The organism is Treponema succinifaciens DSM 2489 (assembly GCF_000195275.1).
Taxonomy (GTDB): Bacteria; Spirochaetota; Spirochaetia; order Treponematales; family Treponemataceae; genus Treponema_D; species Treponema_D succinifaciens.
The window spans coordinates 746,713-766,486 of the sequence record NC_015385.1; the positions used below are offsets into that span (position 1 = coordinate 746,713).

Consider the following 19,774-nt stretch of genomic DNA (forward strand, 5'->3'; position numbering starts at 1 on the left):
ATCTTTAAAATCTTAATCACAACAAAAAAAAATCAAAAAGAGTTACGCTTATGTATGAACAAATTTACAACTTAACCAGCATGTTTTTCAAGAGCCTTAAAGGAAATTTGATGTATGAATTTCTTATTTCAAAGTTCAATGGAAAACGAGGTCCTCAAAGGAAATTAAGTCTTGAGCAGATTGTCGCGCTGAACATCTACAGATTTCATTTCAAAATGGGAGATTTGAAAAATTATCATAAAATGATAAAAGAACTGATGAGTGACAAAGTTCCAAATCTCCCCAATTATGAAAATTTCATGAAGGTAACAAATAAATCGACTGTATTTATCCTTGCATTTATGAACTTCTTGATGGCTATGAACAGAAAAAAAGAATCCGAAATACATTACATGGATTCTACACCGATAACAGTCTGCATGAATCATAAAATTTACTCTCACAAAGTAACAAAGGGCATTGCAAAAAGAAGTAAATCTACAAAAGGATGGTGGTACGGATTCAAAATGAGCGGAATCTGCAATGAACAGGGCGATTTTGAAAACATCATTCTCAGTTATGCAAATATTGCTGACTGTAATATTGCAGAAAAACTGGCAGAAGTTGTAAAGGGGACAATATTTGCGGATGCAGGGTATTTACAGAAAAAAGATGTTTTGAAGCGAATGGAAGAAGATGGAATTAAATTTGAGGCGGCTCCAAGAAAAAATATGAACAAACTTATGAGCCGCTTTGAATGTTATCATATCAAGCACAGAAGCATCATTGAATCCAACTGGGGAACATTGAAAAATAACTTTCAGCTTGAATATCATAAGGCACGAAGTATTGTCGGTCTTTTTCTATAGCATTGCAGCTTATATGATTAACCGCAATCTGGACTTTTATCAAAACTTTTTCAGATTACGGTTAATTTAGAAAACTCGAATTTCAGGCTTATTAGAAAATATCGTATAACAAAGGTTCGTAGCCGACAGGCAGTCAAGCTGCCTGCGGTACAACCAATTGTTATGACGACAGGCGCACTGGCCTGCCTTAGGAGGAAATGAATGGGTAGATTTGTGCAAGATAGCGAATCTCACGGAAGCTTAAGAGATTTACAAATTTTGATTAATGAGAAAAGTGATTTGCTGGATAAAGAAGTTTCAAACATCTTAAAAAAAAATATCTGTATAACATGGAAATCACCAATAAAAACTGATCAATTTGCAGAATATAGAGATGAAGATTTCTTAAAACTGCTTAATTTAGAATCAAAAATAAAAGTTCCCTTAGAAAATTTTTGGCCAAAACTTGGACCTCAATGGGATGCACTCGGATTAAATGATAAAACTGTCTTTTTAGTTGAGGCAAAAGCAAATGTTCCTGAGATTGTTTCTTCGCCGACAGGTGCAGGTCCAGAATCTAAATCAAAGATTATAGATGCATTCGCAGAAGTAAAAGAATATTTAAATATACATAATAATGTTGATTGGACAGGAACTTTTTATCAATATGCAAACAGGATTGCACATTTATATTATTTAAAAATTCTTAATGGTATTGATGCATATCTTATAAATATTTATTTCTTGAATGATAAATCCGTTGAAGGACCTTCAACAAAAGAAGAATGGAAAGGTGCATTAACTGTTATAAAACAATATCTTGGAATATCTAAAAGAAATAAATTAGATAAATATATGTTAGATATTTTTATTGATACAAATAATCTGTAGTTAATATAATTTAAAATATGTATATTTCAGAAAGCAAGTCAAGCTTGCTTTCTGAAATGAAATTTAACTTTAGGGCTTGGACGAAGAAGCGGTTGTACGCGGCTTTACGCCGCTTAGAATTTACAAAATGAAGCATTGCTTCTAAAATATAATACATAATCTTCTTAAAGGAAAAGATTTATGAAATCCAATTCTGTATAAGAAATATAATTTGTCATAACAAAGGTTCGTAGCCGACAGGCAGTCAAGCTGCCTGCGGTACAACCCATTGTTATGCTCACAGCCCACTGGGCTGGTAGTTTTATAGAAATATAGAATTTTGAGTTTAACATTTTTATCCGTATCCGAAAAAGGAAGGAAAAATGGAAAACTCAAATAAAAGAATTGTTTATGCAGATTTATTGAGAATCATTGCTACTTTTGCAGTAATTGTTTTACATGTTTCAGCATCAAAATGGTATGACACTCCAGTAAAAGACTTTAATTGGCAAATATATAATTTATATGATTCTTTAGTGCGCTGGGCAGTTCCTATTTTTATAATGCTAAGCGGAATGTTTTTTCTAAATCCTGAAAAATTTATTTCAACAAGTAATATTATTAAAAAATATATTTTTAGAATTTTACTCGCAATAATTGTTTGGGGATTGTTTTATCAGGCTTATGAAATTATTGGTAAGTTTATTTTTAGAAATGAATCAATCACCTTAAAAAGAATTATCGTGGCTTTCGCAAAAATTCCGCTTGGTCCGCCTTGGTATCATCTTTGGTATCTTTACATGCTTATTGGTTTATATTTGCTAACACCTATTTACCGCATCTTTGTAAAAAACGCAGAAGAAAAAGACATTAGATACTTGTTAATTTTATTCTTTTTATTTGGTCTTGTCTTGCCGTTTCTCAAAAAGGTTCTTTTACATTTTGATTCGCGATTAAATATAAACTTTGAAATTTCGGAACTCATAAATTATTCTGGATACTATTTTGCTGGGTATTATTTTTCAAAGTATCCAATAAATAAGAATGCAAAAATTGGAATTTACAGTTTGGGTTTTTTATCATTTATCTTTACAATTATTTGTACTTCTTATATTTCAATAAAAAATGGAGAACCTAACGGGTATTTATATGGAAATTTATTACCTACAACAATGTTTGAAGCTTTCACAATATTTTTATTAATAAAATCAATTGATGAAAAAGAATTCTCGGAGAAAAAGGCTCAAATAATTTCTGAAATAAGTAAAAGTACATTTGGAATTTATCTTATTCACGATTTTATAAAATCTGTAATTTTTATGGTTGGAATTACATCAGATTTTATTAATCCACTTCTTGCAGTTCCAGTTTCTTCTGTTGTTATATTTGTGATTTCTCTTTGTATAATTTTTTTTACTAGAAAAATCCCTGTAAGTAAATATATAATGTAGAAAAGAAAGCATAACAAAGCTTCAAAGCGGATGTCGCGGTCAAGCCGCGCCACCGTTTAAGCAATTGTTATGCTCACAGCCCACAGGGCTGGTAGTTTTATAGAAAAATTAAATTTTGAGTTTAACATTTTTATCCGTATCCAAAAAAGGAAGAAAAAATGAAAACTCAGATTTTAGACAAACAATCTTTTCAGATTTCAGAAGAAGATTCAAAAAGAATTACTAGCCTTCGATTTTTACTAATTGTATTTGTCGTGTTCATACATGCAAATCTAACACCAGATGATGCATTGAATTATTATCATTACGATTTTATACAACCCAAATGGATAGAAGTATTTAAGAACTTTATTTGTAATACTCTTGGCGGAGCTGCCGTACCATTGTTTTTCTTGTTTGCTTCATACCTGCAGTTTTCGAAAAATGATTCATATCCAACTCTTTTGAAGAAAAGAAGTAAATCATTACTTTTACCTTACATTCTATGGACTGTAATAACAGTAATTCTGTATTTTATTGCACAGTCAATTCCTCAGACTGCTCCATACTTCCAAAATCCAATTAATATCGTACGAGCTTGGAAGGGTTTTGATTGGATTAAAATCTTTACATATCATAATGACATTTATCCTCTGGTTTATCAGTTCTGGTTCTTACGAGATCTTATGATTTTGATTATATTATCCCCTATATTAAAATACCTCTGTAAAAAATTTGCTGGAGGAATGTTAGTTTTTGTTTCTGTTTTTGCCATAAAAGGAATTCCTATTTTTTGTGTAAATACTGGAGCATTATTCTTTTATATTGCTGGATACTATTTTGCAGCGTATAAAATATCATTCTTTAAGATTGCCGACAAAATGAAGATTTATGAATACATCACTCTGTTAGCTTTGACGATTCCATTTGATTTAATGTTTGAAAGTAAATACAATTTCGGTTTTATAAAAACACTAATATCATGTTTGTTCTTTTTGAAACTTTCATCAAGTTTTATAAAACATCAAAATCTTTATGGCAAATTAAAATACTTGGCAGGATATTCATTTTTCCTTTATGCAGTTCATACTCCATTACTTGGTACAAGTATCAACAAAATCTCACAACAAATAATTCCTTTGCATGGAATTCTTTGTCTTGTTCAATTTTTATTGGCATCATTCCTAACAATTGTGTTTGGAACTATTTTTGGTATTTTGTTAAATAAAATTTGTTCTCCAGCTTTCAGATTATTGAATGGTGGCAGAAAATAGTACTTGATTTCTGAATTGGATTATGTTATATTTCAATTAGTGGTGAGTCCTACCCCCAAAGTGGAATCCTTAAAAGCAGTGCCCCCCTACTGTGAGTGGGAACTTTAAAAGCGGTGAGTCCTACCGTTAAGTGGAATCGATAAAGCCGTATTTCAGTTTGCTCTGATGCGGCTTTTTTTATTACAGGAAAATATGGAACAAGAGCGTCTTAATTTATACTACATGGATATGAAATACATACGTGATTTGCACAATGCCGATGATCGCGTCCAATCAGTTTCCCCTCAAATTCATAAAAGTAATCGACCATTTGTCGGAATTGTTGTAATTTGCGGAGAACATAAATATTGCGTTCCATTGGATTCAGCAAAAGAAAAACATAAAACTCAGAAAAACGATGTCGATTTTACAAGAATCTTTGATGGTGATAAATTAATCAGTGTTCTAAATTTCAATAACATGATTCCCATCGATAATAAATTTATTCGGAATTATCCCCTCATACACTCTTAATATAACATAAAATTCGACAAATTTTCATATTTTTTTTTACATTTTTATTTGATTTTTATTGACATAATAATCAAGATGTATTATATTATAAACATCAGGAGGTAATAGAAATGTGAAACGAAAAAAGAAAAAACTGTGGTCAAGAGCAGACAAAATCGCCTTGCTGGTTTTTCTGCTAGAACTTCTAAAGTTCATACTTGACCTGGTTTCTAAGCTGTCTGCTTAGTTTTCCACCGTTCATAGATACCGCCAATATCTATGAACGGTTTAAAAATAATCAAATTATATAGGAGTGTCAATAATGAACAGAATGGAAAAAATACTGATAGCAATTTTAATTCTTCAAGTTTTGGATATTGCGTTAAGGTTTATAATGTAGGTGATTTTATGGAAAAAACAACACAGCACGGCGGAACAAGAGCCGGAGCAGGCAGAAAAAAAGGAAGCACAACAAATAATACAGGATATAAAAACGGACGGATTGTCATTTCCTGCCTTGAATCTGAGGAAATGGCAATAAAACAAAAAGCAAAAGAACAGAATAAAACAGTAAGCAGGTTGATTATTGATTCTGTTTTGAAAAACTAAAAAGCAGGAGGCATATATGACATTCTTTGATTTTATGATAAAGTTTCCGACTGAAAAAGCCGTTATAAAATACTTTCTCAAAATCAGATATAACGATGTTCTTATATGCCCTCACTGCGGTTCAAAAGTTCGTGTTCAGCACAGAAATGACAATCTAAAACTTTGTAACTGCCATAACTGCAATAATACATTCTCACCATTCAAAAACACAATCTTTGAAAAGTCATCAACAGACCTGCGTAAATGGTTCTATGCAATCCATTTATTTTTGAATTCTAAAAAAGGAATTTCCGGCTTGCAGTTACAGCGTGAAATCGGCGTAACATATAAAACTAGCGTGGAGAATGCTCAAGCAGATACGCTCTGCAATGGGAAACACTGATATGTCAAAAGCATTTGAAGCAATGGTCGAAATTGACGAAACATATATCGGCGGTAAACCTAGAAAAATGAACGGCGAAACAGAGCCTTCAAAGCGTGGACGTGGAACTAAAAAAACTCCTGTTGTAGGTGTAAAAGAAAGAAGTTCAAGCCACGTATTCGCAAAGGTAGCACTTCCAAACGAAGAAGGCAAGAAACTTACAGGAAAGCAGCTTTTCAATATTCTTGACAGCGTATGCAAGAAAGACGCAACGGTTCTGACCGATGATTTTAGAGGCTACAATTTTATGAACCATAAAAACACAAATAAAAACAACTACTACAGAATCAGCGTAAATCATTTAGAAAGCATTTACAGCCTCGGCAACGGACTTCATACAAACGGAATTGAATCGTTCTGGGCACTGTTGAAGCGTGGAATTCTCGGAATTTATCATCACGTTTCTGTAGACTACTTGCAGGAATATGTAAACGAATTCTGTTTCCGGCAGAACAACGGAACAAGCTCATTTGATGTACTGTTAAAGCAGGGGATATTTGCGGCATAATTCAATATTGATTTAAATCCTTGAAATGTATAGTATAAAGATAAAGCCTTTCTTTTTGGCGAAAGAAAGGCTTTTGAAACGGATTATCAGATACTTTTGGGAAACGGCAATCTGATATTTATTAACAAAGGGAACAAATGTTCTCGCTTTTTGTATAATATTAAGCATTTATAAGTTATTTGTCAATATGATACAGAAAGCCTCTTAAAAGGATAAATTTAATGAGGTGTAAAAAAAATTACATTGATTTTTATGATGAACATTTTTTTGATTTAATATGGAAAGATTTTGAATTTTAGCATATAATAAAAAAACAAGAAATATAGTTTTGTCGTTTGTAATATTTCTTGTTTTTTTTAATAACTAAGAGTGTGTTAGGGGATAATTCCGAATTTATTTGTAAAATTGATTTAAGTCCAAATCCAAAAGATAATCCTGCACAGGCACATTATAAGAAATTATGTATAAAAGAAATAGAATGGTGCCGTAAAAATCAGGAAGCCATCGTTAAAAAAGCGAATAAATTATATTACCTTGTTCAAAAAACAAATTGCAGTAGTATGCTCAAGAAAAGATGTAACGATTTTAAGAAACTTGAAAAAGTATTGGAAAAATTGTTGCAAAAAGAAAATAAAGCATAACAAGAAGTTCAAAGCCGACAAACCGGTCAAGCCGGTTTGCGGTTTGATATGTTGTGCCATTTGTCAACATAAAAAACTCCTTTTGAGAAAAAATATAAAAAAAAACGGAAGGAAAGCGATAGATCGGCACATGGCCATTCTGATATACGTGGATTCGCCTGAAAATCAGGTTTACCGACAGGTCAATGGTCCGCCTGGAATTCTTTCTCTCTAACTGCGAGCATAGGAAGTTAAAAAGTTTCCCGCTCATAAACCGCTCGAAGATAATTCCTTAAATGCTCACAAATTCCTTCCGTTATGATACAAGTTAATTTTTCGCCAGAATATCTTTAGCGAAAGTTTCATCCCGCAGGTGATTTGATTTCATTGCGCAATAAACTCCTCGACCGTTTTTTGAATGTCGGAAAGCTCCCCCTCATCAATTTTGTTCAAGGCAGTTTTCCTGTTGTCAACAAAATTCATCATTCCCCAGACAAAACATGCAAGCTCCCTTGCCCCCGCCGTCGTTACTAGATTGTAGGGGAGCCCTTTTTGGGAAAGATAAAGCATTCTTTTTCTGAGCCTGAGCGTGCACTTGTCCGCGTAAGAAACGATGGCGGCGGACGCATTTTTCTGCCGCTCTTTTACCCTGACTGATTTTGCCGTGACAACAGAATGCATTCTAAGGCTTCCCGCACACTCAACAAGAAGACTTCTGACTCTTGAATTCCCAGCTTTCGTAATCGCCGTGTGCCGTACCCTGTTTCCGCTTGAATCCTCGCCGGGACAAAGTCCTGTAAAGCTTACGAAGGACTTCGCCTTTGAAAAACGGGAAAAATCCCCGATTTCCGCGACAATCGAAATGGCGGAGACATAACTGATTCCAGAGATGCACACCAGGGCATCAATTTTTTCCCTCACTTCATCATCCTTGCAGAGTTCCAGAATCTTCGCCTCAATTCTCTGAACTTTGTCCATGAGCGTTATTACTTCGGCGTGATATTCCTCAAATGATTCCTGAAGCCACTTGTCAGCGAAGTTCATCGTCCTGAGCCAAGCCATGTGAGCCTGCGTCCAGTAATGGCCGCTCTGAGGATAAGGCAAGCCCATTCGCAGCAGGAAAGAAAGGAGGTTCTGCTTTGCTTTTTTGAGCATGGTGATTTTTGCCGTCCTGACCCGTGTATATTCCTTTATCGCCTCAAGTTTTTCAGAAGGAAGGCAGACAGGGCTGTAGGTTTTGAAGGCGAGAGTCTTTGCAAGAAGGCGGGCGTCCATCCTGTCTGTCTTGACTTTCTGACCAGGTGCCTTTGCTATTGTCGATGGGGCGATAATGACGCAGGCGAAGTCTTCTTTTTGAAGTTTTCTGCAAAGTCCGTATCCTGTGGGACCTGCCTCGTATCCAATAAGAAAAACTGCATCTTGCCCGACTGATTTTTGAAGGTTCTTCAGGTAGTGAAGCGTGTTTTCAAATTTGGAAGAGCTTTTGTGCTCCGCGAATAATTTGTCTTCACGGCTGTCATAAGCACAGAAAGAATTTGTGTCCTTGTGCACGTCAATTCCGACATAGATTACTTTTGTGTTCTCTGTTACATTGTTCATTGTAGTGCTCCTTTTTGCATGAGGCAGGTCATGCTTGTTGTTTTCTATTCCAAGTTTACGACCGAACCCTCGATTCTGCAAACCTGGTGGCACTACATATTGTCTAACTCATTGTTATGTGGACGCCCGCACTGGGGCGCTTGTGTTAAGAAACATAAAAATATGCCGATTTATAAATGAGGTATAAAATGAATATAGAGAAAATTTGTAATGAAATTCTTGATGAACTTAATCCTTGCTACGATATAGAACAATCTTTGAGAAATGCTTTTATCACTGTTATAAAATATTTAAATCAATTCCCTGAAAATCTTTCAGTTCGTTCTAAAAATAATATTCCTGATGTAAAAACAAGAGAAGGAATAGAACAATTAGCTATTTCATATTTTAATGGCTTCCATTCTCCTACTGTTCCGAAACTGCCAAAAACTGTACCAGATGAAATGGTAAGTTTCATCATGGAAATTGTTTTTAATCATTCAAAGCAAGAAACAGAGGAAATAAAAATAACTCATTTGGAATCAATGGCTTCTGAAAATGCTGTTGGAGCACTTTTGGAAAGATACTTGGATTCTGTTTTAAGAGAAAAAGGCTGGGCTTGGTGTTGTGGAAATTTTGTAAAAGCTATCGACTTTATAAAATTTGACAATGGTGTTTGGTTTGAATTGCAGATAAAAAATAGAAGTAATACAGAAAACTCTTCAAGCAGTAAAATTAGAGAAGGTACTTCAATTCATAAATGGTATCGAACTGAAGCGAAAAGTGGCGAAACAATGTGGAATAATGTTCCAGAGCCAATGAAAGGAATGAATCTTTCAGAGGAAGGCTTCAAAAAGTTCGTAGAACAATATTTGAAGAAAAATATAAATCTTGGAAAAGGAAATTAGGATAAAAAGAGTCGTGAAAATCAAGTTTTCACGACTCTTTTCTTTTATGCAAATTCTAGTTCTGGTTGCGTTGCGATTTTTTGTAAGCGTTTTTGCATAAGTTTTTTAATAGAAACATCATCTGTATATGTGTAACGAGAAAAAGGAAAATTAACAGGTGGTAAATCTAATTCTTGAGAAGAAACAAGTTTTACAACTTGCTTTCCAATTGCAAATCCCAAACTGATTGGAACAGCATTTCCAATTTGCTTGTAAACATCTTTCATTTCTCCAAAGAATTTCCAATCATCTGGAAATTCTTGAATCCTTGCATATTCTTGAATACTAAGCGGCCTGTCTTTGTCCGGGTGACATAAATCTGTAGCAGGCATTGTTGGATCTGTTACAAGAGTCGGAGAAGGTTCATCCCAACCTACACGGCGGAAAAATCCAGTTTTTCCGCCACCGAGTTTAAGTTTTTCGCCCATTGCCTCATATTGAACTTCCTGTGGCAAATGCTTCCAATATTGTCCTGCTTTAAGCATTCTAAAATATTTCAAACGCTTTTCTGGAAATTTCATTGCTTTTTGTTCGTCTTCTTTTAGGTCAGAAAGTACTTCTCTTACAGTTCTCCATTTTGGTAATCCAAAATTACCGAATTCATCATTTGTTGGTGGTAAATATGGTACTTTTTCACCATCACGAGAACAGAAAAATACTACGCGTTCTCGTTTTTGAGGAGCACCATAATTTGCAGCATTGTAGAGATTGAATGTTACGGTATAACCGCCTTCTTCCAATTTATTCAGAATATAAAGTAAAGCTCCGCCTTTTTTTTCTTCTGGTGTTTTCGGTGCAAAACCAAAACGTTTTTCCATTTCTTCACATTCGAAAGGAGCAGATAAAATTCCTCTTACATTTTCAATTACTGCAAATTTGGGACGGAGTTCCAGTATTCTGTCAATAAAAGTTAAAAATACATTTCCACGTTTATCTTGGAAACCTTTTCTTTGTCCAGCAGTACTAAAAGCCTGACATGGAGGACCACCTATAACCAAATCAATTTCTTGTTTTTCTGAAATATTTGCAAATTTTCTAATGTCTTTTGCGCTGTAATTATTTATATCGCCGATAAGTCCAATATTCGGACGGTTTAATAAAATAGTTTTTCTTGCATTCGGTTCAATTTCCGAAGCTAAAAGAGGATGGATTCCAGCTTTTTCTATTCCGTAATCCAAGCCCATTGCTCCAGAGAAAAAACTCAAAGCGACAATATTTGGAACATCTGAGTTTTTGCGAACTTGGTCTGGTATATCCTTGCTTATTTTAAACAAAGTTTCATTATCATTTAAAACTTCGGGATTTATAACCCAAGTTTTTCCAACTTGCTCTGCAGGTATTTTTCCATCTCTAATAAGTTTTCTTGTATATTGTGGAGTGCAATTTAATTTAAAAGATATATCTTCAACTGAAAGGTACTGCTTATTTGTTTCCATATGGAAAATATAAATAATCCATTGCCATTTGTCAATATTTTATATATATTTATACTGTAATATTATGGATTTGTTTAGTTTTAATACAATTATACTTATTCTCTTTTATGTTCCTGGGTATATATTTATCCATACAGTGGATTATTTTCTTCTAAAAAGAGAGAAAACTCAGTTTGAAATTACAATTCAAGGATTGTTGGCAAGTGTTTGTCTTTTAATTTTCTTTGTTATATGGCCATACCAACCATTCAATGCAAAAAAAGAATTTATTTTACAATTCTTATTAAGTTTCATTTCATCAAAAGATAAAGAAGTTTTATTTACTAATATTTCACATAATATAAAATACATTGGAATTATTTATTTCCTATTATGTCTGTATAGCTTTGTTTTTTCAGTTTTTTACTCTTTAATTCGTAGAACAAAATTAATCTCTTTTATTATTCAATGCGTAACCAAAAGAGACTATTTTCAAAGCGTATTCCTAAGATTTTTTCATGAATCAATAAATAAAATGGCTATCGTAACATTAGATGGTAATGTTAAATATTGGGGATACATAGTAGGTTCTCCCGATAACGAACAATCAAATCATATTATCCTTTACAATCCATTAGTATTTGATAAAAAGAAATTTATTCAGTTGCAGGCGGAAAAAATTTTAATTGATACAAATAAAATTAAACTTATAGAAGTTTTGCCTAAGGAGGAAGAAAATGGAAAACAAAGATGAAAATCAAAACTTTTCTTATGTTGGAGATTCTTGGAATCAATCATTAAATCGTTTAGGAGAATCATTTACAAGGTCGTTTAATTCAAATAATAATCAATTACCGAAAATTGATCCAAGTAAATATAATGTTACACCAACTGGACAGGTAATAAATAATTCAACAAATAATACTCAATCTGAAAAGTAAAAATACACATAACAAGAAGTTCAAAGCCGACACAGGCTCAAGGCCTGTGCGGTTTGATATGTTGTGCCATTTGTCAACATAAAAAACTCCTTTTGAGAAAAAATATAAAAAAAAACGGAAGGAAAGCGATAGATCGGCACATGGCCATTCTGATATACGTGGATTCGCCTGAAAATCAGGTTTACCGACAGGTCAATGGTCCGCCTGGAATTCTTTCTCTCTAACTGCGAGCATAGGAAGTTAAAAAGTTTCCCGCTCATAAACCGCTCGAAGATAATTCCTTAAATGCTCACAAATTCCTTCCGTTATGATACAAGTTAATTTTTCGCCAGAATATCTTTAGCGAAAGTTTCATCCCGCAGGTGATTTGATTTCATTGCGCAATAAACTCCTCGACCGTTTTTTGAATGTCGGAAAGCTCCCCCTCATCAATTTTGTTCAAGGCAGTTTTCCTGTTGTCAACAAAATTCATCATTCCCCAGACAAAACATGCAAGCTCCCTTGCCCCCGCCGTCGTTACTAGATTGTAGGGGAGCCCTTTTTGGGAAAGATAAAGCATTCTTTTTCTGAGCCTGAGCGTGCACTTGTCCGCGTAAGAAACGATGGCGGCGGACGCATTTTTCTGCCGCTCTTTTACCCTGACTGATTTTGCCGTGACAACAGAATGCATTCTAAGGCTTCCCGCACACTCAACAAGAAGACTTCTGACTCTTGAATTCCCAGCCTTAGTAATCGCCGTGTGCCGTACCCTGTTTCCGCTTGAATCCTCGCCGGGACAAAGTCCTGTAAAGCTTACGAAGGACTTCGCCTTTGAAAAACGGGAAAAATCCCCGATTTCCGCGACAATCGAAATGGCGGAGACATAACTGATTCCAGAGATGCACACCAGGGCATCAATTTTTTCCCTCACTTCATCATCCTTGCAGAGTTCCAGAATCTTCGCCTCAATTCTCTGAACTTTGTCCATGAGCGTTATTACTTCGGCGTGATATTCCTCAAATGATTCCTGAAGCCACTTGTCAGCGAAGTTCATCGTCCTGAGCCAAGCCATGTGAGCCTGCGTCCAGTAATGGCCGCTCTGAGGATAAGGCAAGCCCATTCGCAGCAGGAAAGAAAGGAGGTTCTGCTTTGTCTTTTTTGAGCATGGTGATTTTTGCCGTCCTGACCCGTGTATATTCCTTTATCGCCTCAAGTTTTTCAGAAGGAAGGCAGACAGGGCTGTAGGTTTTGAAGGCGAGAGTCTTTGCAAGAAGGCGGGCGTCCATCCTGTCTGTCTTGACTTTCTGACCAGGTGCCTTTGCTATTGTCGATGGGGCGATAATGACGCAGGCGAAGTCTTCTTTTTGAAGTTTTCTGCAAAGTCCGTATCCTGTGGGACCTGCCTCGTATCCAATAAGAAAACTGCATCTTGCCCGACTGATTTTTGAAGGTTCTTCAGGTAGTGAAGCGTGTTTTCAAATTTGGAAGAGCTTTTGTGCTCCGCGAATAATTTGTCTTCACGGCTGTCATAAGCACAGAAAGAATTTGTGTCCTTGTGCACGTCAATTCCGACATAGATTACTTTTGTGTTCTCTGTTACATTGTTCATTGTAGTGCTCCTTTTTGCATGAGGCAGGTCATGCTTGTTGTTTTCTATTCCAAGTTTACGACCGAACCCTCGATTCTGCAAACCTGGTGGCACTACATATTGTCTAAGCAGTTGTTATGCTCACACGCCACTGGCGTGGTTTTGGAAAATAAAAATAGAAAAATTTAGAGTTTAACATTTTTATCTGTATCCAAAAAGGATGGAAAAAAATGGAAGACTCTAAAGAAGTTAAAAGATTATATTCAATCGATGTATTCAGAATTATCTGTGCATTAATGGTATTTTTATTTCATTCAAGAATTCATATCAATGTAAATTATGGAATTCTCAATACCTTTATCGGTACTGGCCATATTTTTATGGTTGCTTTTTTTATGCTAAGTGGATTCTCCTTGTTTTATGTTGATAGCCAAAGAGGAAAGTTTAATGAAAACTCTGAGTACAAGAATATCGGTAACTTTTTAAGGAAAAGAATCTTAAATTTATATCCTTTGTATATTTTTCTTTATCTCCTTTACATTTTGCAACAATTCATAAAGGTTCATGTTTTAAATCAGACAATAGATGGTCATCTTGGAATTCTTGATAATATCATTGCCTCTCCTGTTGAATTATCATTGCTTCAGTCTGTATTGATAGGTTCGTTTTCTCTTCTACATAATGGTGGCACTTGGTTTATTTCATGCATTTTCATATGCTACATTTTTTATCCGTATATTGTTCAAATCGTAAACAGTAATTCATGTAAATACAATATTTGGCTTGCAATTTTCTTATATTGCATTGCGAGTTATGCCTTCTTGCCCGTTTATAAATTTCATTTTTCAAGCATTTATGCAAATCCTCTTTTAAGATTTGTAGAATTCTCCATAGGAATAGTTATTGGAAAATTTTTTGTAGAAAATTGTTATAAAGAAATAAAGAAAAATTTTTGGCTTATTGTTCTATCTTGTTACATTTTACTTTGTTTTGTCATTACATTTGGAGTTCATTACATTTTTGGTGCAGTAGAAATGTATAATTTCGTTGCAATTCCATGCTTTGGTTGTATTTTATATTTGAGTGGAAGACTTGAATGTAAATACGGAATTAACCATTTAAAAAAGATAATATCAGTTCTATCAAAAAATACATATGCTTTCTTTCTAGCTCAATTTTTTGCATGGGAACCTGCAAAGTATTTAATGACAAACACAACCTTCTTTGACTCATATGGAAGCATAAAAAAAATTGTAATTTCTACAGTTTGGACTTGCCTTGTCACAGTTGTATTACATTACTGCATTGAAAAACCATGTAAAAAACTTACAAAAAAGTTCTTATAATGATAAAATAAAGCATAACAAGAGGTTCGTAACCGCCACGGTGGTCAAGCCACCGTGCGGTACAACCCGTTGTTATGCTCACAGCCCACTGGGCTGGTAGTTTTATAGAAATATAGAATTTTGAGTTTAACATTTTTATCCGTATCCGAAAAAGGAAGGAAAAATGGAAAACTCAAATAAAAGAATTGTTTATGCAGATTTATTGAGAATCATTGCTACTTTTGCAGTAATTGTTTTACATGTTTCAGCATCAAAATGGTATGACACTCCAGTAAAAGACTTTAATTGGCAAATATATAATTTATATGATTCTTTAGTGCGCTGGGCAGTTCCTATTTTTATAATGCTAAGCGGAATGTTTTTTCTAAATCCTGAAAAATTTATTTCAACAAGTAATATTATTAAAAAATATATTTTTAGAATTTTACTCGCAATAATTGTTTGGGGATTGTTTTATCAGGCTTATGAAATTATTGGTAAGTTTATTTTTAGAAATGAATCAATCACCTTAAAAAGAATTATCGTGGCTTTCGCAAAAATTCCGCTTGGTCCGCCTTGGTATCATCTTTGGTATCTTTACATGCTTATTGGTTTATATTTGCTAACACCTATTTACCGCATCTTTGTAAAAAACGCAGAAGAAAAAGACATTAGATACTTGTTAATTTTATTCTTTTTATTTGGTCTTGTCTTGCCGTTTCTCAAAAAGGTTCTTTTACATTTTGATTCGCGATTAAATATAAACTTTGAAATTTCGGAACTCATAAATTATTCTGGATACTATTTTGCTGGGTATTATTTTTCAAAGTATCCAATAAATAAGAATGCAAAAATTGGAATTTACAGTTTGGGTTTTTTATCATTTATCTTTACAATTATTTGTACTTCTTATATTTCAATAAAAAATGGAGAACCTAACGGGTATTTATATGGAAATTTATTACCTACAACAATGTTTGAAGCTTTCACAATATTTTTATTAATAAAATCAATTGATGAAAAAGAATTCTCGGAGAAAAAGGCTCAAATAATTTCTGAAATAAGTAAAAGTACATTTGGAATTTATCTTATTCACGATTTTATAAAATCTGTAATTTTTATGGTTGGAATTACATCAGATTTTATTAATCCACTTCTTGCAGTTCCAGTTTCTTCTGTTGTTATATTTGTGATTTCTCTTTGTATAATTTTTTTTACTAGAAAAATCCCTGTAAGTAAATATATAATGTAGAAAAGAAAGCATAACAAAGCTTCAAAGCGGATGTCGCGGTCAAGCCGCGCCACCGTTTAAGCAATTGTTATGTGGACGCCCGCACTGGGGCGCGATCTTAAGGGAATAAAAATGGATTTTTTAACAACCAAGGGAATAGCAGCAAGTATTGAGAAGATAATCAGAAATGCAAATGATTTTATTGTAATTATAAGTCCATATGTAAAAATTGATAAAACATATATTGACCGCCTACTTGAGGCAGAACAAAAAAATGTAGAAATAATTCTTGTTTTCGGAAAAGAGGATATGAGAGATTTTGAAAAAGACAAATTTCAGTCTTTTCAAAATATAAACATATATTTCCTTGCTAATCTTCATGCAAAATGTTATCTAAATGAAAATACTGCGCTGATAACATCGATGAATCTATACGGATATTCTGAAGAGAATAATCGAGAAATGGGAATTGAAATAAGCAGAAGTGAAAATTATGGATTATATGAAGATATCTTAAAAGAAAGTAAATCGATAAAAAATTCAGCAGAAGAGTATAATTTATGGACTACAAGAGATTGCAATTCAAATTGGCGAGATGACAGATATTATCGTTATCCAAATTATGGGTACTGTATTCGCTGCAGAGAGAAAATAGGCCTTGATACTCAAAGACCTCTTTGCAATGATTGTTATCAAATTTGGTCACAATTTGGCAATATTGACTATAGAGAGAATTATTGTCACAAATGTGGCAAAGAGATTACTGGTTGGAATGAGGCGATAGATTACGCACATCCACTTTGTCATAGCTGTTGGAGTAACTCAGATTTTTTTTAGGAGCTTTTCAGCAAGTCTAGCTTGCTTAAAAGATGAATGATAGAATTTTAATGCGAAGCAAAGAGACTGTAATAGTTGGCTTTATACTTCTTAAAATGAAATAAATCAAAGAATTCGTGGAAGAGATATTAAGAAAACTGGTATAAGATAGAAATTGCACATAACATGGTTTTCAAAACCGATAAAAACTTTGTCACAAAAGTTGCTATTCGTGGCTTTGCGCCACCGCAACTTTTGCGCCAATTTTGCCTACGGCAAAACCGTTTTTACGGTTTAAAACGCTAGTTATACGGACGCCCGCACTGGGGCGCTTTTTTTTGAGGATTTTACCAATTGACAAATGGGGAATAAATATTGCATAATGCAAGTAACAATCCCATTCTCGAGGTAAATATGGAAGAAGTTTTTTTTCAGTCCTCAATTATAGATTTGCTAGAACAAGTTACAAAATTATACTCTATTTCTGATATTGCAACAGAACTACAAGTTAATCAAAGTACAATTCATCGTTGGCTAAACGGTTCTGTACAACCAAAATCATTCATTGCAGACAGATTAGTAAACATGATTTCAAGAAAAATTCCTGCCCAAGAAAATGACGAAAAAAATGGGGATTTTACTTTTATTGACCTTTTTGCAGGAATTGGCGGTATCAGAAAAGGCTTTGAACAGGCTGGTGGAAAATGCGTTTTTACTTCGGAATGGGATGAATTCGCACAAAAAACATACAGCAATAATTATCCCTCAAAATGCCCGATAAACGGTGACATTACGAAAGTAAATGCAGAAGACATTCCTGACCACGATGTTTTATTGGCTGGTTTTCCATGCCAACCATTCAGCATCGCAGGAGTTTCAAAGAAAAAATCCCTAGGTCGTCCTACAGGCTTTGAGGATAAAACGCAAGGAACATTATTTTTTGATGTTGCTCGTATAATTGAAAAAAAGAAGCCGAAAGTATTTGTTCTTGAAAATGTAAAAAACTTAAAATCTCATGACAAAGGAAATACTTTCAAAGTAATTTGGGAAACTTTAACACAAGATTTAAAGTATACTTGCAGTTATAGAATTATAGACGGTCAAAGCTGGGTTCCTCAACATCGTGAAAGAATTGTAATTGTTGGATTTAGAAATAAAGTTGACTTCTCGCTTGAGGATATGGAACTTCCACCAAAAGGGGAAGTAAAACTGGCAAGTATACTTCACAAAACAGACGGAACTGAACCTAGACTTCCGCAGGATGGCGATAAATATTTTGATTTTGAAAACAATAAAGTTTTGGATAAATATACATTAACAGACAATCTTTGGGCTTACCTACAAGCCTATGCACAGAAACACCGTTCAATGGGAAATGGATTTGGCTATGGACTTGTAAATGAAAATGACATCGCAAGAACTCTTTCGGCAAGATATTACAAAGATGGTTCAGAAATTTTAATTTCGCAAGGCGAAGGAAAAAATCCACGTCGGCTTACACCTCGGGAATGTGCTAGACTTATGGGGTATCCCGATGATTATGTAATTCCCGTTTCTGATACAAGAGCATATAAACAGTTTGGAAATTCTGTTGTTGTTCCTTTATTCCATGCAGTTGCAGAATTTATAAAGCCGTTACTTATGGAAGAAATTGAAAATGAAAATCATAACACAGAACGCATTTACGCAGAAAAAAGAATTGCAATTTAAGGGTTAGATTATGGAAATCATTGCTCCAAAAGTAATCGAAGATACAGCAAACAGTGAAAGAATATTTTGTAAATTCCTTTCAGCAAATGATACAGGAGAAACTGGAGGCCATCAGAGTGGAATCTATATTCCCAAAAATTCTGTGCCACTCATTTTTGACACTCCTGGCGTAAAGGGAGAAAATAAAGAAGAATTCAACAAAATAAAATGGCAAGATGATTTTGAAACTGACGCTCATTTTAAGTATTATGGACAAGGAACAAGAAACGAATACCGCATAACAGGCTTTGGAAGAAATTTCCCATTTCTAAAACCTGCATTTACAGGTTCGTTAGTCATAATTTTAAAACAGAAAGATTCCTCTTATAAAGGTTATGTTCTTGAAACAGAAGACGAAATTGAGTATTTCCTTGATTATTTTGGAATTACTCCTAACGAAACAAACCGTCTTATTGATACAGAATTAGCAAATCCCGAAGAAAAAGAAAAACTTGCAATTCAAGAATTTATAAAATCCCTTACATCAGATTTCCCTTCATCAGAACAGATGTCATTGGAAGCACAAAGAATCCAAAATCTAGTTTTTGATCATAACGAATACATTCAGCAAAAACCAGATGACAAATTGCTGGATTGGACGGAAGTAGAGTATAGACTTTTCAGAGCTATAGAACATGACAGATACGGCTCTCTCATAAAAAATGGTTTTTCAGATGTTGAAAAATTTATTGAGCTTGCAAATCAAGTATTGAACAGAAGAAAAAGTCGTGCTGGTAAAAGTTTAGAACATCATTTAAGTTCACTTTTTAAAGGAAATTCTATTACATTTACGCCACAGGCAATCACTGAAGGTAATAAAAAACCAGACTTTATTTTTCCATCGATAGAAGCATATCACGACACATCTTTTTCTGTTGTTAAATTAGCATCACTTGCAGCAAAAACAACATGCAAAGACCGTTGGAGACAAGTGTTAAACGAAGCTGACAGATTACGTTCCCAAAACAAATTTCTGTGTACACTCCAACAAGGAATTTCTTCTGCACAACTTGAAGAAATGAAAAGTGAAAAAGTTGTTTTGGTAGTTCCAGAGAGATATATAAAAACATATCCTGAAAAATACCAACAAGATATTTGGACGGTAAAGAAGTTTATTGAATATGTGAAAGAAATAGAAAAATAAGGAATGTTTT

22 protein-coding genes are annotated in these 19,774 nt (G+C 34.0%); 17 read left to right on the plus strand and 5 right to left on the minus strand.

Annotated elements, in window-relative coordinates:
• Positions 1-50: 50 nt before the first annotated feature.
• The 9 genes from TRESU_RS03475 to TRESU_RS14615 all read left to right on the plus strand — a co-directional run bounded on the left by TRESU_RS03475 (position 51) and on the right by TRESU_RS14615 (position 7,072).
• Positions 51-848 carry an IS982 family transposase gene (locus TRESU_RS03475; RefSeq protein WP_013700930.1) on the plus strand — a complete coding sequence of 266 codons (798 nt, stop codon included), beginning with the start codon at positions 51-53 and terminating at the stop codon, positions 846-848.
• A 201-nt stretch (positions 849-1,049) separates the two neighbouring features.
• Positions 1,050-1,718 carry a hypothetical protein gene (locus TRESU_RS03480; protein WP_013700931.1) on the plus strand — a complete coding sequence of 223 codons (669 nt, stop codon included), beginning with the start codon at positions 1,050-1,052 and terminating at the stop codon, positions 1,716-1,718.
• Between the two features lie 362 nt (positions 1,719-2,080).
• Positions 2,081-3,148: an acyltransferase gene (locus tag TRESU_RS03485; protein WP_013700932.1), complete on the plus strand. Its 1,068-nt coding sequence runs from the start codon at positions 2,081-2,083 to the stop codon at positions 3,146-3,148.
• 158 nt (positions 3,149-3,306) lie between these two features.
• Entirely contained in the window at positions 3,307-4,401 is a 1,095-nt protein-coding gene (locus TRESU_RS03490; protein ID WP_013700933.1) for an acyltransferase family protein, read from the plus strand.
• 192 nt (positions 4,402-4,593) lie between these two features.
• The gene (locus TRESU_RS03495; protein ID WP_013700934.1) at positions 4,594-4,914 is read left to right on the plus strand and encodes a type III toxin-antitoxin system ToxN/AbiQ family toxin; all 321 of its coding nucleotides are present in this window, start codon (positions 4,594-4,596) and stop codon (positions 4,912-4,914) included.
• Positions 4,915-5,172: 258 nt separating this feature from the next.
• Positions 5,173-5,502: a hypothetical protein gene (locus tag TRESU_RS03500; RefSeq protein ID WP_013700534.1), complete on the plus strand. Its 330-nt coding sequence runs from the start codon at positions 5,173-5,175 to the stop codon at positions 5,500-5,502.
• A 16-nt stretch (positions 5,503-5,518) separates the two neighbouring features.
• On the plus strand, positions 5,519-5,884 hold the full coding sequence (locus TRESU_RS15445) for a hypothetical protein (RefSeq protein WP_245535693.1): 366 nt from the start codon (positions 5,519-5,521) through the stop codon (positions 5,882-5,884).
• On the plus strand, positions 5,847-6,431 hold the full coding sequence (locus TRESU_RS15450) for an IS1595 family transposase (protein WP_245535694.1): 585 nt from the start codon (positions 5,847-5,849) through the stop codon (positions 6,429-6,431). The genes TRESU_RS15445 and TRESU_RS15450 overlap by 38 nt, the downstream gene beginning before the upstream one ends.
• Before the next feature lie 371 nt (positions 6,432-6,802).
• A complete protein-coding gene (locus TRESU_RS14615; RefSeq protein WP_169309734.1) occupies positions 6,803-7,072 on the plus strand; it encodes a type III toxin-antitoxin system ToxN/AbiQ family toxin in 270 nt (89 codons plus the stop codon).
• A gap of 363 nt (positions 7,073-7,435) precedes the next feature.
• Here the strand turns inward: TRESU_RS14615 and TRESU_RS03515 are convergent, their stop codons facing one another.
• Complete coding sequence (locus TRESU_RS03515) at positions 7,436-8,743, minus strand: IS110 family RNA-guided transposase (protein WP_245535657.1); 1,308 nt, start codon at positions 8,741-8,743, stop codon at positions 7,436-7,438.
• 95 nt (positions 8,744-8,838) lie between these two features.
• On the opposite strand from TRESU_RS03515, the gene TRESU_RS03520 reads away from it, so the two are divergent.
• A complete protein-coding gene (locus tag TRESU_RS03520; RefSeq protein WP_013700937.1) occupies positions 8,839-9,537 on the plus strand; it encodes a SinI family restriction endonuclease in 699 nt (232 codons plus the stop codon).
• Positions 9,538-9,581: 44 nt separating this feature from the next.
• On the opposite strand, the gene TRESU_RS03525 is transcribed toward TRESU_RS03520, so the two are convergent.
• Positions 9,582-11,012 carry a DNA cytosine methyltransferase gene (locus tag TRESU_RS03525; RefSeq protein WP_013700938.1) on the minus strand — a complete coding sequence of 477 codons (1,431 nt, stop codon included), beginning with the start codon at positions 11,010-11,012 and terminating at the stop codon, positions 9,582-9,584.
• A gap of 64 nt (positions 11,013-11,076) precedes the next feature.
• On the opposite strand from TRESU_RS03525, the gene TRESU_RS03530 reads away from it, so the two are divergent.
• Together TRESU_RS03530 and TRESU_RS03535 are read left to right on the plus strand one after the other, a co-directional pair.
• Positions 11,077-11,745 (plus strand): DUF6338 family protein, encoded by a 669-nt coding sequence (locus tag TRESU_RS03530; RefSeq protein WP_013700939.1) that lies wholly within the window; start codon positions 11,077-11,079, stop codon positions 11,743-11,745.
• A complete protein-coding gene (locus TRESU_RS03535) occupies positions 11,729-11,932 on the plus strand; it encodes a hypothetical protein (protein WP_013700940.1) in 204 nt (67 codons plus the stop codon). Before TRESU_RS03530 ends, TRESU_RS03535 begins: the two co-directional genes overlap by 17 nt.
• A gap of 373 nt (positions 11,933-12,305) precedes the next feature.
• Here TRESU_RS03535 and TRESU_RS15455 read toward each other — a convergent pair whose 3' ends face one another.
• The 3 genes from TRESU_RS15455 to TRESU_RS15465 are packed head-to-tail and all read right to left on the minus strand — an operon-like array spanning position 12,306 to position 13,613.
• Positions 12,306-12,983: a transposase gene (locus TRESU_RS15455; RefSeq protein ID WP_245535695.1), complete on the minus strand. Its 678-nt coding sequence runs from the start codon at positions 12,981-12,983 to the stop codon at positions 12,306-12,308.
• Complete coding sequence (locus TRESU_RS15460) at positions 12,952-13,326, minus strand: IS110 family transposase (RefSeq protein ID WP_342612608.1); 375 nt, start codon at positions 13,324-13,326, stop codon at positions 12,952-12,954. Before TRESU_RS15460 ends, TRESU_RS15455 begins: the two co-directional genes overlap by 32 nt.
• Positions 13,233-13,613: an IS110 family transposase gene (locus TRESU_RS15465; protein WP_245535696.1), complete on the minus strand. Its 381-nt coding sequence runs from the start codon at positions 13,611-13,613 to the stop codon at positions 13,233-13,235. Before TRESU_RS15465 ends, TRESU_RS15460 begins: the two co-directional genes overlap by 94 nt.
• Positions 13,614-13,729: 116 nt before the next feature.
• Between TRESU_RS15465 and TRESU_RS03545 the strand changes: the two genes are divergently transcribed.
• The 5 genes from TRESU_RS03545 (at position 13,730) to TRESU_RS03565 (ending at position 19,764) form a co-directional block, all read left to right on the plus strand.
• Positions 13,730-14,845, plus strand: a complete 1,116-nt coding sequence (locus TRESU_RS03545) for an acyltransferase family protein (protein ID WP_013700941.1) — start codon at positions 13,730-13,732, stop codon at positions 14,843-14,845.
• A gap of 163 nt (positions 14,846-15,008) precedes the next feature.
• Positions 15,009-16,076, plus strand: coding sequence for an acyltransferase (locus TRESU_RS03550; RefSeq protein ID WP_013700932.1), 1,068 nt, complete (start codon positions 15,009-15,011; stop codon positions 16,074-16,076).
• A 111-nt stretch (positions 16,077-16,187) separates the two neighbouring features.
• Positions 16,188-16,892 (plus strand): phospholipase D family protein, encoded by a 705-nt coding sequence (locus tag TRESU_RS14090; RefSeq protein WP_169309735.1) that lies wholly within the window; start codon positions 16,188-16,190, stop codon positions 16,890-16,892.
• Positions 16,893-17,285: 393 nt separating this feature from the next.
• On the plus strand, positions 17,286-18,581 hold the full coding sequence (gene dcm, locus TRESU_RS03560; RefSeq protein ID WP_013700944.1) for a DNA (cytosine-5-)-methyltransferase: 1,296 nt from the start codon (positions 17,286-17,288) through the stop codon (positions 18,579-18,581).
• 10 nt (positions 18,582-18,591) lie between these two features.
• Positions 18,592-19,764, plus strand: coding sequence for a type II restriction endonuclease (locus TRESU_RS03565; RefSeq protein WP_013700945.1), 1,173 nt, complete (start codon positions 18,592-18,594; stop codon positions 19,762-19,764).
• Positions 19,765-19,774 lie beyond the last annotated feature (10 nt).

Excerpts from the sequence above, each read along its gene's own strand:
- TRESU_RS03475 (WP_013700930.1), top strand. The coding sequence starts at position 51 with ATGTATGAACAAATTTACAACTTAACCAGCATGTTTTTCAAGAGCCTT.
- TRESU_RS03480 (WP_013700931.1), top strand. The coding sequence starts at position 1,050 with ATGGGTAGATTTGTGCAAGATAGCGAATCTCACGGAAGCTTAAGAGAT.
- TRESU_RS03485 (WP_013700932.1), top strand. The coding sequence starts at position 2,081 with ATGGAAAACTCAAATAAAAGAATTGTTTATGCAGATTTATTGAGAATC.
- TRESU_RS03490 (WP_013700933.1), top strand. The coding sequence starts at position 3,307 with ATGAAAACTCAGATTTTAGACAAACAATCTTTTCAGATTTCAGAAGAA.
- TRESU_RS03495 (WP_013700934.1), top strand. The coding sequence starts at position 4,594 with ATGGAACAAGAGCGTCTTAATTTATACTACATGGATATGAAATACATA.
- TRESU_RS03500 (WP_013700534.1), top strand. The coding sequence starts at position 5,173 with ATGAACGGTTTAAAAATAATCAAATTATATAGGAGTGTCAATAATGAA.
- TRESU_RS15445 (WP_245535693.1), top strand. The coding sequence starts at position 5,519 with ATGACATTCTTTGATTTTATGATAAAGTTTCCGACTGAAAAAGCCGTT.
- TRESU_RS15450 (WP_245535694.1), top strand. The coding sequence starts at position 5,847 with ATGCTCAAGCAGATACGCTCTGCAATGGGAAACACTGATATGTCAAAA.
- TRESU_RS03520 (WP_013700937.1), top strand. The coding sequence starts at position 8,839 with ATGAATATAGAGAAAATTTGTAATGAAATTCTTGATGAACTTAATCCT.
- TRESU_RS03525 (WP_013700938.1), bottom strand. The coding sequence starts at position 11,012 with ATGGAAACAAATAAGCAGTACCTTTCAGTTGAAGATATATCTTTTAAA.
- TRESU_RS03530 (WP_013700939.1), top strand. The coding sequence starts at position 11,077 with ATGGATTTGTTTAGTTTTAATACAATTATACTTATTCTCTTTTATGTT.
- TRESU_RS03535 (WP_013700940.1), top strand. The coding sequence starts at position 11,729 with ATGGAAAACAAAGATGAAAATCAAAACTTTTCTTATGTTGGAGATTCT.
- TRESU_RS15455 (WP_245535695.1), bottom strand. The coding sequence starts at position 12,983 with ATGGCTTGGCTCAGGACGATGAACTTCGCTGACAAGTGGCTTCAGGAA.
- TRESU_RS03545 (WP_013700941.1), top strand. The coding sequence starts at position 13,730 with ATGGAAGACTCTAAAGAAGTTAAAAGATTATATTCAATCGATGTATTC.
- TRESU_RS03550 (WP_013700932.1), top strand. The coding sequence starts at position 15,009 with ATGGAAAACTCAAATAAAAGAATTGTTTATGCAGATTTATTGAGAATC.
- TRESU_RS14090 (WP_169309735.1), top strand. The coding sequence starts at position 16,188 with ATGGATTTTTTAACAACCAAGGGAATAGCAGCAAGTATTGAGAAGATA.
- dcm (WP_013700944.1), top strand. The coding sequence starts at position 17,286 with ATGGAAGAAGTTTTTTTTCAGTCCTCAATTATAGATTTGCTAGAACAA.
- TRESU_RS03565 (WP_013700945.1), top strand. The coding sequence starts at position 18,592 with ATGGAAATCATTGCTCCAAAAGTAATCGAAGATACAGCAAACAGTGAA.